This is a genomic window from Plantactinospora sp. CNZ321 (genome assembly GCF_004217235.1).
On record NZ_SHKQ01000001.1, the window covers coordinates 3,361,666 to 3,375,594 of the forward strand.

11 protein-coding genes are annotated in these 13,929 nt (G+C 72.2%); 6 read left to right on the forward strand and 5 right to left on the reverse strand.

What is annotated here, in order from left to right; all coding sequences use genetic code 11:
- Nucleotides 1–140: 140 nt before the first annotated feature.
- Nucleotides 141–719 carry an LURP-one-related family protein gene (locus EV371_RS14870; protein WP_130462560.1) on the reverse strand — a complete coding sequence of 193 codons (579 nt, stop codon included), beginning with the start codon at nt 717–719 and terminating at the stop codon, nt 141–143.
- 322 nt (nt 720–1,041) lie between these two features.
- Here EV371_RS14870 and EV371_RS14875 point away from each other — a divergent pair, with 322 nt between their 5' ends.
- The 5 genes from EV371_RS14875 (at nt 1,042) to EV371_RS14895 (ending at nt 7,323) form a co-directional block, all read left to right on the forward strand.
- A complete protein-coding gene (locus EV371_RS14875) occupies nt 1,042–2,130 on the forward strand; it encodes a toll/interleukin-1 receptor domain-containing protein (RefSeq protein WP_165436697.1) in 1,089 nt (362 codons plus the stop codon).
- A 66-nt stretch (nt 2,131–2,196) separates the two neighbouring features.
- Nucleotides 2,197–3,015 carry a hypothetical protein gene (locus EV371_RS14880; RefSeq protein ID WP_349337249.1) on the forward strand — a complete coding sequence of 273 codons (819 nt, stop codon included), beginning with the start codon at nt 2,197–2,199 and terminating at the stop codon, nt 3,013–3,015.
- Nucleotides 3,016–3,405: 390 nt separating this feature from the next.
- Entirely contained in the window at nt 3,406–6,318 is a 2,913-nt protein-coding gene (locus EV371_RS14885; protein ID WP_130462562.1) for a LuxR family transcriptional regulator, read from the forward strand.
- A gap of 97 nt (nt 6,319–6,415) precedes the next feature.
- Nucleotides 6,416–6,742: a carboxymuconolactone decarboxylase family protein gene (locus EV371_RS14890; protein WP_130462563.1), complete on the forward strand. Its 327-nt coding sequence runs from the start codon at nt 6,416–6,418 to the stop codon at nt 6,740–6,742.
- Nucleotides 6,742–7,323, forward strand: coding sequence for a carboxymuconolactone decarboxylase family protein (locus EV371_RS14895; RefSeq protein WP_130462564.1), 582 nt, complete (start codon nt 6,742–6,744; stop codon nt 7,321–7,323). Before EV371_RS14890 ends, EV371_RS14895 begins: the two co-directional genes overlap by 1 nt.
- Before the next feature lies 1 nt (nt 7,324).
- On the opposite strand, the gene EV371_RS14900 is transcribed toward EV371_RS14895, so the two are convergent.
- Nucleotides 7,325–8,026, reverse strand: coding sequence for a MerR family transcriptional regulator (locus EV371_RS14900; protein ID WP_130462565.1), 702 nt, complete (start codon nt 8,024–8,026; stop codon nt 7,325–7,327).
- Between the two features lie 141 nt (nt 8,027–8,167).
- A complete protein-coding gene (locus EV371_RS14905) occupies nt 8,168–8,653 on the reverse strand; it encodes an alpha/beta fold hydrolase (RefSeq protein WP_486484619.1) in 486 nt (161 codons plus the stop codon).
- 16 nt (nt 8,654–8,669) lie between these two features.
- Here EV371_RS14905 and EV371_RS34325 point away from each other — a divergent pair, with 16 nt between their 5' ends.
- The gene (locus EV371_RS34325; RefSeq protein ID WP_486484620.1) at nt 8,670–8,822 is read left to right on the forward strand and encodes a CGNR zinc finger domain-containing protein; all 153 of its coding nucleotides are present in this window, start codon (nt 8,670–8,672) and stop codon (nt 8,820–8,822) included.
- Between the two features lie 199 nt (nt 8,823–9,021).
- On the opposite strand, the gene EV371_RS14915 is transcribed toward EV371_RS34325, so the two are convergent.
- Together EV371_RS14915 and EV371_RS14920 are read right to left on the reverse strand one after the other, a co-directional pair.
- On the reverse strand, nt 9,022–10,464 hold the full coding sequence (locus EV371_RS14915; protein ID WP_165436698.1) for an XRE family transcriptional regulator: 1,443 nt from the start codon (nt 10,462–10,464) through the stop codon (nt 9,022–9,024).
- 343 nt (nt 10,465–10,807) lie between these two features.
- Nucleotides 10,808–13,651: a BTAD domain-containing putative transcriptional regulator gene (locus EV371_RS14920; RefSeq protein WP_130462568.1), complete on the reverse strand. Its 2,844-nt coding sequence runs from the start codon at nt 13,649–13,651 to the stop codon at nt 10,808–10,810.
- Nucleotides 13,652–13,929: the final 278 nt, after the last annotated feature.

The following is a 13,929-nucleotide window of genomic DNA, read 5'->3' on the forward strand; positions in this document are numbered from 1 at the left end:
CGGACCGCGTTCCGCGCACTGCAAGCCACTGGCCAGGGTGGATCGGGTCACCCACGGATCTGCCCGAGCTTTCGGGATCGAGCCCTACGTTCCGATGGGGGCCGGCGGTCGACGCCGGCCCCCATCGGACGGCTCGCGGGTCAGCGGCTCTGCAACGCGTCCAGCCCGACCGCCATCGCGATGACCAGTCGGCGGTCGAGCTGCGGCAGGTGGATGTCGACCACGTACCGGTCGCGCAGACCCCACTTCTTCACCACCGAGAACGCCGGCTGGCCGCCGATGGTGAAGTCGAAGTGGTACGGCAACCAGGACAGCGAGTCGACGAACCGGCGCAGCAGCGCGACCGGCAGACTGCGCTCCTGGCCGGTGGCCTGCCCGAGCCCCGGCTGCTCGACGTGCCAGGTGGAGCGGAGCAGCGATGCCTTGAAGTCCTTGCGGAACAGCCCGATGGGGGTACCGGCGGCGTCGGTCACGTCGTACGTCGCACCGAGGTCCATCACCTGACGGGCCTTGAAGCCGAGCACCGGCTGCTGCTTGGTGTCGTCCGCGTAGAGGGTCACCTGCTCCTTGAAGGCGAGCCGCTTCTGCTGGGCGAAGGCCAGCAGCTCGCCCTCTGAGCCGTCCGGGTTGACCGCGTGTACCTCGTACTGGTTGACCATGAACCGAATCCGCTGCCGGACGTGGAACTGGCGCTGGGACTGGAGCACATCGAGCTGCATGGGGGTTTCCTTTTCTTGGGGGCGTCCGGCTTCTGGGGCGTCGGCGGTGGGGCCGGCGTGCCGGCCACCTGCTGTGCAGGCGCAGCCTCGGAGTGTGGCACAGCCGGGGGAGTTCGCGCCGCCCGGTCCGGAGGCTGGCGCGCCGACGCTGCCGACCGGTCGCACCACCGATCCCGACGAACGGATCCGGACCGGCCGCGAACGTCGCCCGATCGGCGACCATCGGGCTGGTGGTTGGCATCGACGGACGCCGGACGGGCTGCTTGGATGGGGCATCGGTGCGATCCCCACCGGCGATGATGCCGAGATGACGGAGCAGGGCATGACCCGAGAGGACCGTTGGGACTTCTTCATCGAGTACGCGCCTGCGGACCGCGCCGCCGCGGAGGAACTGTACGACCTGCTCAGTCCCCCCTTCCGGGTGTTTCTCGACCACCGGAGCCTGCCGCCCGGCGACGACCGGGGCGATCGGCTGCCGGCCGCCCGGCGCGGCGCGGCGATCACCCTGATGCTGATCTCCGACGCTACGGACCGCGCCTACCACCAGCGGGAGGAGGTAGCCGAGGCCGTCGAGCTGTCCCGCCGGGAGAACGGAGCGCACCGGGTCGTGCCCATCCTGCTGAACGGGTCCGCCGGGAACGGTCACCTTCCCTTCGGCCTGCGGCTCGGGCAGGCACTCCCGGTCACCGCCGCGGGCGGGCTGCCGGAGGTCGCCGGGCGGCTGCGGGAGACCTTCCGACACCGTCTTGCGATGCCGGCCGACGAGCTTCTGCGCCGGTACGAGGAGCGGACGGTGGTCGAGCGGGCCGTCCGGCTGGTACCCCGGGACGGCTTCGACCCCGCCGGGCAGCTCGGCCTCGGCACCCGCAAGTACGTCTTCGTCGGGGACCACGACGAGCAGCGGCACCGCACCCTGCGGCAGATCCTCGCCAACCTCTGGATCGGAGACGCCTTCGAGCAGGTCGAAAACTCGAACGGCCCCTGGCTGGCCCTCACCTTCGAGCTGGGTGAGCGCAACCGCCGCAGGATGGACCTGCTGCCGGCCACCTGGAAGGCGGCCTTCCGGATCCTCTCCGATCCGGCCCGCGCGGCGTGCTTCGCGGCGACCGACGAGGAACGGGCGCTGCTCGGCCGCCCACCCCGGAACTACTACTCCGGCGACCAGCAGGCGTGGTATGCGAGCTGCACCATCCGGCAGCGCAGGTACACCCCGTGGGGCCCGGACTACTTCATCCGGGAGGTGCTCGGGATCAGCTGGCTCTGCTTCACGGGTACCGGGATCACCCAGGGGACCGGGCAGTCGACAGGGCTGCCGTCGAGGGTCTTCTTCGTCCGGAACCTGCCGCTGCGCGGCATCGACTACCAGGTCCAGGACCTGGGCGTACCCGACGACGACATCGTGTTGGACTAGCCCGACCGGGGATTGGAAGTCGCCCGGGCGGGTACCCGGCGGATCTCCTACGACGGAGGTTGGCAGATGTCGGAGCGGCACACGGTACTGCGCTCGATGCACGATCTCGGCCTGGCTGCCTGGTTCGGCGGCGCGCTGATGGGTGCGATCGGGGTCAACGGCGCGGCGGCGAAGGTGAGCGATTCGAGACAGCGGTTGGGGGTCGCCTCGGCCGGCTGGGCCAGATGGACCCCGGTGAACGCGGCGGCGATCGGCACCCATGTCGCCGGTGCCGCCGGTGAGCTGATCACCGAGAGCCCGCGGATGTTGGTCCAGGCCGGGGTGGGCCGGATGAGCGCGGTCAAGACCGGGCTGACGGTGGCGGCGCTGGCGGCGACCGGCTACAGCCGGATGCTCGGGATGCAGTTGGAGAAGAGCAGCGAGGCGCCGGTGGTGGCGACGACGGCTCCGGAGAACGGCACGCCGCCGGGTGTCGCGGCCCGGCAGCGGCAGCTGCGGGTGTTGCAGTGGGTGATCCCGGCCCTGACCGGCGGGTTGATCGTGGTCACCGCGCTCGCCGGCGAGCAGCAGAAGCCCGGCCAGGTGATCCAGGGCGTGCTGCACCGGATGGGTGGGATCGCGCACCGGACCAGGAGCATGCGGGGGATGGCCGGCAAACAGATGCGTGGGATGGCCGGCAAGCGAATGCGCGGCATGACGGGCAAGGGCATGGGCATGGGCCTGGGCGGGATGGTGGCCAGGGGCGTGCGCGAGATGGGCGGCCGGGGCGACCGGAGCATGCCGGGCATGGCCATCAGGGGCGTACGGGAGGCGGCGACCCGGGCGGTGCCGGGGATGGTCGGGGTGCGGGTGGCCCGGACGGCGGCCCGGAAGCTCCGCCACTGACCGGCTGCCGCGGCGGGAGCCGGTCCGAACGGACCGGTCAGCGCGGGCGCCCGCCCGGTCCCACCTGCGGGACCGTGCGTTCCGTACTGCGGGAAGCCGCCCGCGGCACCGGGCACGGGAGTGGGCGCCATCCGCGACTACACCCGCCTCCGTGGCCACCGCCCGCCGGCGGCGCCGGCGCCGTGTCCGAGCCCGTCGCCCGGTCCGTCCGGCGCTTCGGAGCTGCGGTAACGGCCCCGGGAGCCGGGAAGGGGGCGCGCCGGGATTCCCGGCGCCATGGTGTCAATGGACTGATGACCGCTTATAGTTCTGCCCGATCTCCTCTGGCATGGGCGGCTGTCGACGCGGTTACCTCGGACCAGGATCACCCCATGTCCTGGAGGTTCGCAGGTGCCGGTCACATCGCCATCGGAGCCGACGGCCGTACCGCGACCGGCGGCGGCGCACACCGTCGCCGCGCTGGTTGGTCGGGACGCCGAGCTGGCCCGGATGGTCGCGCTGCTCGACGAGGACCGGACACGGCCCCGGTTCCTGGTGCTGGACGGCGAACCGGGCATCGGCAAGAGTCGACTCGTGGCCGAACTGGCACAGCTGGCCGCTGACCGTGGTCGTACCGTGCTGCTCGGTCGGGCGACCGAGTTCGAGCACTCCCTCCCGTACGGCGTGCTGCTGGACGCGCTGGCCGGCGTACCCGATCATCGGGCCGACCTGCACGCGGCGCTCGACACTCTCGCGGTGCACGACCCCGGCGGGCCGGGGCCGGCCACCGCGGCGGTCGACCGGCACCGGCGGCACCGCCGGTTGCGCGGCCTGGTCACCGCCGCCGCCCGCCCCGCCGGAGCGCTGCTGGTCTTCGACGACGTGCAGTGGGCCGACGACGCCTCCGTCGAGTTTCTCGGCTACCTGCTGCGGCATCCGCCGGACGCCCGGATCACGGTGGTGCTCGCGTTCCGGTCCGCGCAGTGCCCGCCCAGACTGGCCGAGGAACTCGCCCACCTGGCGCCGCTGCCCGATCGGCTCCGGCTCGCCCCGCTGACCGGCGCCGACGTGCACCAGTTGCTGCCCGCCGAGCCGCCGTCCCGGCGTCGGCTGCTGCACCAGGTCAGCGGCGGCAACCCGCTCTACCTGGAGCTGCTGGCCGGCACCTCGACGCAGGTCCTCGCCGCGCTGCGCCGCGGCGACTTCCCCGACGAGCCGGTGACCGACGCCCTGCACGGTGCGATGGCGATCGAGATCCGTGGGCTGGACCCGACCGAACGGCTCGTGCTCCAGGCGACCGCCGTGGTCGGCCCCGGCCTCGACATCGGCGCCGTCGCCGCCGCGGCCGGGATCGATTCGCACCGCACCACCGCCGCGCTCGACGCGCTGGTGGCCCGGAACCTGCTCCGCCAGGTCGGCGCGGAGCTGGACTTCCGGCACTCGCTGGTGCGGGCGGTGGCGTACTGGCTCGCCGGTCCGGCCTGGCGGCTGGCCGCCCACCGCCGCGCCGCCGCCCACCTGGAACGCGGCGGCGCCCCGCTGACGCTGCGGGCCCACCACCTGGCGAGGGCGATCCAGCCGGGCGACGAGGCCGCCGCCGAGGTCATCGCCATGGCCGCGATCACCACCATGGGTACGGCGCCGAGCACCAGCGCCGGCTGGCTGCGCGTCGCACTGTCGGCGCTGCCGGACGGCACCGGTCGGGCCGATCGCCGGTCCGAGCTGCGGCTGCTGTTCGCCAAGGCGCTCGGGGTGACCGGCCAGTTCGACGAGGCGCGGACCGTGCTGCACGATCTCGTCGCGGTAGCCGGCCCGCACCGGCACGCGGCGGTCGAGCAGCTCGCCGTGCTGGAGCGGCTCGCCGGCCGGCTCGACGTCGCCAGCGCGTTGCTCAGCAGCGAACTGGAACGGCTCGGCGGCACCGGCACCCCGCAGGCGATGCTGCGGCTCGAACTCGCGGTGACGGAGATGCTGGCCGGTCGCTGGCGAACCGGGGCCAGGCACGCCGGCAGGACGATGGACCGGGCGCGGCAGGGCGGTCATCGGGGGGTCGAGGCCGCCGCCAGCACCGTGCTGGCGGCCTGCGCGGTCGCCCGGGAACCACTGGCCACCGCCCGGCTGCGGGTCTCCTACGCCGCCCGGCTGGTCGACGCCCTCGGCGACGTCGCGCTCCGGGACGAACTCGGCGCGATCGCGCTGCTCGGCTGGATCGAGGCGATGCTGGACCGGGTCGACGACGGGCTGGCGCACGCGGAGCGGGGCATCGAGGTGGGGCTCCGGTACGGGCGGATCCACGTGCATCCACTGCTCTACGCCGCCCGGAGTGTGCTCTACGGCACCGTGGGCCGGGTCGACGACGCGCTACGGGACGCCGAGGAGGCGGAGGAGATCGCCCGGTGGCAGGGGAGCGCCGAGGCGGCGACGCTGGCGGCGGCGGTACGGCTCCGGCCGCTGCTCTGGCTCGCCGGACCGGATGCGGTACGCCCGGCCCTGGACCGGCTGCGGGGCAGCGCCGCCCCACGGTCCACGCTGTACCGGGCGGTGGTGCGGATGCACCTGGCCGAGGCGAGCGCGGCCGTCGGCGACGACGCCGGCTGCCAGGAGCTGCTGGCCGACACGGAGACGTACCGCTGCCTCGGGCCGGCCGAGGCGGGCGTGCTCGTCGTACGGGCGCTCTCCGCCGCCGCCCTCGCTGGGGGGCCCGGACCGGTGCGAGACGGGCCGGGGGGCGTACCACCGCCGGCCCGGCGTTGGCTCATCCGGGCCGCCGACGCCGCCGGCGACCTGCCCGGTCGACTCGGGCTGGTCGGTATGGCCGGTGCGACCCTGGCCCTGACCTACGGCGATCCGGGTGACGCCGTCACGGAGGCGGCACCGGCGATCGGTCGGCTCGGCGCGGCCGGCATGCCGGTGACGGAGGGCCAGGCCCGGATGGTGCTCGCCGAGGGGCTGACGGCGACCGGGGACCCGCGGTCGGCCCGTGAGCAGCTCGGCCGGGCCAAGCGGCTCTTCACGGCCAGCGGGGCACGCTGGCTGGCCGGGCGGGCGGACCGGGCCCAGCGCCAGCTGGCCGCGCGGCTGTCCCGGCGTGCCGTGCCGGCCGACCGGCCCGGGGCGGTGTCGGATCCGGCGCATCCGTTGGCGCTGCTGACCGCCCGGGAGCGGGAGGTCGCCGAGCTGACGGTCACCGGTGCCACGTCCCGGGCGATCGCCAGGCAACTCCAGATCAGCCCACGTACGGTCGACGCGCACCTGATGCGGATCTACCGGAAGCTCGGGGTGACCTCGCGTACCGCGCTGGTCGGCCTGCTGGCCCGGGGATGAGGTAATCGAAAAGATTCTGCCCCGTGTCGTGTCCGGGCGCGCGCCGATCGTCTAATTACAGGAGGGCAGACAGCCCAGCCGCGGAGGAGGGGACGCCATGCCGGACGAGGACAGCAAGCGAGCGGCACACCGAGCACTGGTGGATCGCATCCTGAGTGGCGAGGGCAGGGCCACGGCAGAGCAGCGGGCCCGCGCGTTCGGCAACGAGGGCCTGTCCCCGCCGTTGGACACACTGATCGACAAGGTCGTCGCGACGCCGACGCAGCTCACCGAGGCGGACCTCGCCGCGGCAAGGGCGTCGGGCTTCAGCGAGGACCAGCTTTTCGAGCTGGTCATCTGCGCTGTGGTCGGCCAGTCCACCCGGCTGTACGACGCGGGACTGGCGGCTCTGGCCGAGGCAACCGTCGACGGGAGGGCCGAATAATGCGCCTCGACATCCTCAACCGCGGCTACCACCCCGGGAGCAAACTGCTGTTCGCGCTCATCCGGCTCTTCTCCGGGCACCCGGTTCCGGACGCGGCGAAGCTGGTCTTCTACCGGCCCGACTTCTACGGCGCCCGGGCAAAGGTGTTCATTCACGAGGCGATGCGCGGGCCGTCCGCCTGGACGGTGGCCGACCGGGAGCTGATGGCGGCCTACGTGTCCAAGGTGCACGAGTCGGCGTTCTGCATAGCCGCGCACACCGCGACCGCTCGGCAGGCATACCAGGACGGGCCGCTGGTGGCGGCGGTGCTGGCCGACGTGGAATCGGCCCCCGTGCCGGAACCGCTGCGGGCAACGCTGCGGATGCTGGGCAAGCTGACCGCCGAGGGAAAGCTCGGTGCCGAGGACGTCCGGGAGGTGCTTTCCGCCGGCGTCTCACGCCAGCAGGTCAAGGACGCGCTGGCGGTCTGTGTCGCGTTCAACACGACCGCCCGGCTCGCCGACGCCTTCGGCTTCGAGGTACTCAGTCCCGAGGGCTTCGAGGCAGGGGCCAGGTACCTGCTCAAGCGGGGCTATCGATAGCTCAAGCGGGGCTATCGATAGCGCGGGCGGTGCCGGTGTTCTCCGCGACGACCCGGAAGGCCTCGCTGAGCAGCCGGGCCAGGCCCTGGGTCAGCACCCCGCTCTCGTGCCCGGGCTGCTGCCCGGGGGAGGCCGGGGCATCGGCCGGGTACAGCTGCGCCAACCGGCCCTCGGCCGCCGGCACGAGTTCGTCGGCGACCGGGCGAAGCCGGTCCAGCACCTCGGCGAGCAGCCGCAGCGAGGCCAGCACCGGCACGCCGGCCTGGTGCAGGGCGAGTGCGGGTTGCACGGCCCGGGGGCGAGCCGTGGTGACCGCGCCCTCCTCGGCGCGCACCAGCACGCCGTGCCGGGCGAGGCTGTGCAGCAGGGCGGGGTGCTCGACGGCCAGCCGGTTCAGCGCGTCCGTCAGCGGTTCGGCCGGTGGCGGAGTCAGGTGGCGTACCCCGAGCATCGCCTCGATGGCGACCAGGTTGAAACCCTGCCGCTGCAACGACTTGATGTTCTCCAGCCGGCGTACGTGGCCGGCGCCGTAGTAGGCGGTCCGGCCGTACCGGGCGGGCGGCGCGAGCAGGCCGCGGGCCTGGTGCGCCCGGATGTTGCGCGGCGACATCCCGACCAGCCGGGCGAGGTTGTCGATGGTGTACCGCGGGGGCGCCGGTGCCGGACCGGCGTCGCCGCCGAGCTGGGACACGGTAACCGTCACGGCCGCTCTCCTCACGTCCTGGGGCGATTCGAACGTACCGACGCGACCCGGTGTGGGGTATCAGTGAAATTACTGCCGTCATGGCCGGAAGGTGAGCGCTCCGCAGCTGGTCGGGCCGGCCATGCACCGCGGCGGATCGGTTCAGGCGTTGTCGAGCACGAACGCCCGGATGAGCTCGGCGCACTCGGCCGGGTGCGTCTCCAGCAGGAAGTGCCCGCCGTCGTAGATGTGCGCGTCCAGGTGATCGAGGGCGCGGTGGTAGGCGAGGACCTCGGCGACGTCGAAGTACGGGTCGCGGCGTCCCCACAGCACGAGGGCCGGCGGCTGGTGAGCCCGGTGGTACTCGGCGATCTCCTCGAACCGGGCGACGTGGTTGGCGTAGTCGGTGAAGAGCGCGAACTGCGCCTCGACGTTGCCGGGGCGGCTCATGCGCTCCCAGTCGAGGTGCCATGACTCCGGCGGGTGCAGCACCCGCAGGTACTCGGGCAGCCCGGCGCGGTACTGGTCACGGGTGCCGGCGAAGTGCAGCCAGTCCGGAAGCTCGGCGCGCCTGTCGTCGGTCGGGTCGGCCCAGTACGCCCTGGCGGTGTCCCACTGCTCGCCGAGGCCCGTCCTCCACCGGGCCATCAACGACGGCACCTGGGTGCGGCTGAAGGCGTGCGAGCGCGGTTACTGCCGCTGGACGTTCTACGATGCCTCCCGTAACCGCTCTGGACGCTGGTGCTCCATGGCGGTGTGCGGCAGCCGGGAGAAGAGCCAGCGGGCCTACCGCCGCGGGCGTATCCCGGGGAGGTGATCGCGGACCGGAGGGGAGGACCAGGCGAGAAAGTGGTCGCGGACGAGGCGCGGATCACCTCGCCGACCTCCCGGCGGCGGTGAAAGGTGCACGACCTGCTGTTCGACCGACAGGATCGGCTGCGCATGGAGGACCTGGTCGGATGACGCCGGTGAGCTCGGCCTCGACCAGGTGCGCCGCGAGGAGCTGCCGGAACGCCTCACGAGGCAGGCGACCTCCTACCCATGCCTTCCACGACGAACATCCTCCTCGAGGGCTCGCCGCGCCCTGATCTGCGATGTCCGAGAAACGGGTCAGATCCAACGGCGAGCTGGCCCGCGTACTCGCGCAGCAGGTCCGGCATCCAGTAGCTGTCGACACCCAGGCGGGTGACCAGGTGCCCGTCCACGAGCCGGCACAGTGCGGTCTGCACGTACCCGACCGTCTCGGCCAGGGCGGCGGCCGCGACCGACGCGGTGACCACAGCCGTGGGAAGCGTCCCGAGTAGCCGGAAGACCCGCTTCGAGGCGTTGTCCAAGCGGTGGTAGGAAGGAGCGAAGGATGCCTCGAGCCCGGCCTCCGGGTCGCCGTGTACGGCCAGCGCGGTGAGTCGCCCGTTGGCGCGCATCCGGGCGACGAGGTCGGCGAGCGGAGTCCTCGTGCCGGGGCCCAGCCCGATGGCCGCGATCCGTAACGCCAGCGGCAACCTGTCACACAGCTCGGTCAGCACGCCGGCCGCCTCCGGTTCGGCCGCGACAGCCCGCTCACCGACGGTCTGCGACAGCAGCTGGACCGCGTGCGGTTGCTCCAGCGGTGGTACCTCGATCATCCGGCCACCGTCGTGCACGGCGAGTCCGACGAGGCTGTCCCGACTGGTGACCACCGTGCAGGTACCCGGTCCGCCGGGGCGCAGCAGCCGCACCTGCTCGGCCGAGACCGCACCGTCCAGCAGCAGGAGGACTCGCCGGCCCGCGACCACCGACCGGAACAGGCTGGCGGCCTGCCGCTCGTCCGTGGGTACCCGGCCGGCCGGCACGCCGAGTGCGACGAGCAGTTGGACGAGCGCGGCCCGCGTCGGCACGGCGGCGCACTGGCCGTGGCCACGGAGGTCGAGGTGGAACTGACCGTCCGGAAATCGGCGGCTGACCCGGTGTGCCCACTGCACCGCCAGCGCTGTCTTGCCCACGCCGGGCGCGCCGGAGACGATGATCAGCCCGGGGCCGGGACCGGTGATCGCGGTGTCCATCTCGACGATCTGGTGTCGCCGGCCAACCAGGTTGGCGACCGCGGGCGGAAGCTGGCGCGGCAGTACCGGCTCGGCGGAGATCGTGGCGGTGCTGGCGCCGTGTATTTTGGCGCCGCCCGGCGGACGCTGGTGCCGGGTGCCGGCCGACATCGCGATCCGCGTCCTTGTCTCCAGCCACGCGGCCACCTCCGCGTCGGTGCCGCCGCAGGCCCGGATGTATGTCGTGACCAGGTCGCGACTGGGCAATGTAGACCGATGCAGCATCGTGGCGACCGTACTCGGCGGCAGCGAGCGGGCACCCTGCCGTGCCTGACGGGCCAACTGCCGGTACGACAGACCGGCCGCCTCTCGACGCCGCCGAAGCAGCAGCACATACTCGGCACTGTCCTGGGCGGCGTCTGGATCGACGTACGTCACCGGATGCTCATCCCCCTCTGCGACCGCCACCGGGCCGGGCTGTTCGGGGTGTACCTTCCGACAGCTCGGCGAAGGTGCCGTGCGGCGGGGAGATCGTCTACCCCGAACCGTTGTCGCCGACGCTCTCGGACGAGCGCTCAGGTCGTTCAGGCCGTTCGGTCGGCCTACCCGCCTTCTGCGTATGTCCCACCCATTCGTCAAGTTTCATCGATGGTCGTACACGCCTGGTCTACGCCTCATACACAGGCCGAGCCCGTCCGAGATCGTCCTGGAAGTGGCCGGCCATGCCGCCGGACGACGACCGGCGGTGCCGCCGCCGGCGGGGACTCGCGGCGCGCACCGGCTAGCCGCGGTGCTCGTGGCCGGCGTCGAGGGCTGCTGTGTGCTCCGTGCTCGCCATGGTCCGGACCCAGGTCAAACCCAGCTCGTCGGCGATCGCGATCGCTTCCTCGGCGTAGCTGGCCGCCCTGTCCGTGGCGCCGAGCAGCCGCGAGGCGCGGGCCAGGGCGATCAGGGCCTGTGCCTCGCCCGGTCGGTGGCGGATCCGACGCGCGCGTTCAACGGCGCGGGTCAGCAGGTCCGCAGCATGATCCAGGCGACCGAGATCGATATGGATCAGGCCCAACCGCTGGAGCGCCCCGGCCGCGGCATAGTCGTCGCCGGTCTCGTCGTACCAGGCCAGGGCCTTCTCGACGAACCGGATAGCTTCGTCGTGCCGGCCGAGCTGGTGGTACGCCCGGCCCAGGGATTTGAGCGCGTACACCTCGCCGACCACAGCACCGATCTGGTGGGCCACCGTCGACTGCTGCTCCAGATGCACGACCGCCTCCTCAGGGCGGTCCTGAAGCAGGTAGGTGAGCGCGAGGTTACCCAGCGCCCGCTGCTCGCCGAAGCGGTCACCGAGCTTCCGGCAGATGGACAGCTCCGCCGCAATGTGTGCCTCGGCCTTCTCCGGGCGCCCGACCATCATGAACGCGCCACCGATGCTGCCGTTGGCGTACGCCTCCGAACGCCGGTCACCCACCTTCCTCGCCATGCCGATGGCTTGCTCGTCCAGTTCGATCATGTCGCGGGGGTAGCCCTCCACGCAGAAGAACCAGTGCAGCGCCAGTGCCAGCCCGATGCCGAGCCGAACGTGCTCGTCCGGGCCATGCCACGACTGACGGGCCGCCGCCAGCAGGTTCACCCGTTCCGCCTCCAGCCACCGGTGAGCCTCGTCCGGGGCGGTGAACGGCTTCGGCATCACGGACACGTCCGGCACCGGATACTGCGTGCGGTTCGAGTACAACAGTCGGGTCGCGTCGCGGGCGGTGGCGAGGTAGTAGCCGAGTAGCCTGCTGATCACGGCGGTGGCTTCACCCTCTGGGACGGTACTGGCGGCCAGTTCCCGGGCGAACAGCCGGACCAGATCGTGCACCTGGTAGCGGTCGGACTCGACCGTCTCCACCAGATGGGCGTCCAGCAGGCGTTCGATGACCCGGTCCGCCTCGGCCGGCGTTGTGTCGAGCAGGGCCGCCGCCATGTGGGAATCGATGTCGGTTACCGCTACCAGGCCGATCAGGCACAGCGTGCGGGCGGCCGCACGGTCGCCCGGATCGTCGCTTCGCCGCAGGGCCGCGTAGCTCACCCCAAGGCTGCTGCGCACCGCGAGGTCACCGGAGGCCAGTTCGGTGAGCCGGTGCTGCTCGTCGGTGAGGCGGTCCACCAGGTCCCGGACGGTCCAGGCCGGCCTGGTCTTGAGCCGGGAGGCGGCCACGTGCAGCCCGAGCGGCATCCGGTCGCACAGCTCGACGAGTCGCGCGGTGGCCGGCGGGTCGGCCGCCGTCCGGGCATCGCCGATCAGGCGTTCGAGCATCGCCCGCGATGCGTCCGGGTCGAGCGGGCCGAGACCCACGTGGGTGGCGCCTTCAAGGGCGGTCAGACCGGCCCGGCTGGTGACGAGCACGGCGGTGCGGGACGTGCCCGGCAGCAGCGGACGCACCTGACCCGCCGTCGCGGCGTTGTCCAACAGGACCACCATCCGTCGAGCGGCCACCAGGGTGCGGTAGAGGGCTGCCGCCTCCTCGATGTCGTGCGGCACCTCCGCCGCGGGAACCCCCAGCGCTCGGAGGAACCGGCCCAGGCCCTCGCCGGGACAGAGCGGCTCGACGCCCGGCGTCGCCCCACGGAGATTCACATACAGCTGCCCGTCTGGGAAGCACCTGGACCAGAGGTCGACGGCATGGACGGCCAGCGCCGACTTGCCCACGCCAGGAGGGCCGTGGATGATCACCACGGGACCATGTCCGGTTCCGTCGCCCGGGTCGAGCATCCCTCCCAGCATGGCCAGCTCGCCCGCCCGGCCAACGAATGTGGAGACATCCAGCGGTAGCTGCCGCGGTGTCAGGCCGTCACGCAACGATGCCACCGTGGCGACGCCACCGGACGGTGCCAGTGTCGGATCGGATCGCAGAATCCGGCCCTGCAACGTCCGCAGTGGCTGACTCGGCTCCACCCCGATCTCCTCGACCAGGCGCCTCCGTAGCCGCTGATACGCGGCGAGCGCGTCAGCCTGCCGCCCGTCACGGTAGAGCGCCAGCATCAGTTGCTCCCACAACCGCTCCCGCAACGGATGCTGAACGATCCAGCCCTGAAGCTCCGCGATCGCCTCGGTATGCCGGCCCAGCCCGAGACGGGCGTCGAAAAGTTCCTCCACCGCGGCGAGCCGCTGTTCTTCCAGGCGCTGCGCCGTGGCGACGAGCAGGCCGCTCGTGTGGGGAATGCCTTCGAACGCCGCGCCGCGCCACAATCCCAGTGCCTGTTCGAGCCGTCTGACCACCAGCTTGAGATCCCCGAGCCGGCGCGCATCGGCGCCGTCGGCGATCAGCCGACCGAACGTCAGCACGTCCAGGCACTCCGGCGACACCCGGATCATGTACCCGCGCGAATCCGTGCTGATCAGTGCGGTCGCCGGGTCGGCCTGCGTCAGCAGCCGGCGCAGCGACCACACGTACGTACGCAGATTCGACGAGGCCGACTCCGGCAGGTCCGCCCCCCACAGGTCATTCACCAGACTGTCCGCCGAAACCGAGGTGTTGGCCCTGACCAGGAGAAGGGCCAGCAGGAGGCGGAGCTTCGGCCGGCCGATCGGTATCTCGTCGTCGGCAGCGGTGGAGACCCGCAGCGGTCCAAGTAGACGGAAGTGCATCCGATGCTCCCAGCGATCGAATACCGGGCTGCTGGCAACTCTTCGGGGTCATCCGTACGGAGGCGGGGCGCGCGGGATTGCCCGGTTCGGGTGCGGCTGAATCTCCACGCCTCGCCCTCCCACACCGGGTACGTCGTCAATTTCCATCAATACCCTACGAGGGCACGACCGGATCCGTGTGCTCTCGGGTGCCGGACCGACCCGACGTTTTCGGCATCCGATCGGGACGCGGGGCCCGCGTCGCCCTCCGACGGGCGAGCGGCGGCCTTCGGCAGTGG

Bases quoted from the DNA above. Each gene is read 5' to 3' on its own strand.
- EV371_RS14870 (WP_130462560.1), bottom strand. From the start codon at position 719: ATGCAGCTCGATGTGCTCCAGTCCCAGCGCCAGTTCCACGTCCGGCAG.
- EV371_RS14875 (WP_165436697.1), top strand. From the start codon at position 1,042: ATGACCCGAGAGGACCGTTGGGACTTCTTCATCGAGTACGCGCCTGCG.
- EV371_RS14880 (WP_349337249.1), top strand. From the start codon at position 2,197: ATGTCGGAGCGGCACACGGTACTGCGCTCGATGCACGATCTCGGCCTG.
- EV371_RS14890 (WP_130462563.1), top strand. From the start codon at position 6,416: ATGCCGGACGAGGACAGCAAGCGAGCGGCACACCGAGCACTGGTGGAT.
- EV371_RS14895 (WP_130462564.1), top strand. From the start codon at position 6,742: ATGCGCCTCGACATCCTCAACCGCGGCTACCACCCCGGGAGCAAACTG.
- EV371_RS14905 (WP_486484619.1), bottom strand. From the start codon at position 8,653: ATGGCCCGGTGGAGGACGGGCCTCGGCGAGCAGTGGGACACCGCCAGG.
- EV371_RS14920 (WP_130462568.1), bottom strand. From the start codon at position 13,651: ATGCACTTCCGTCTACTTGGACCGCTGCGGGTCTCCACCGCTGCCGAC.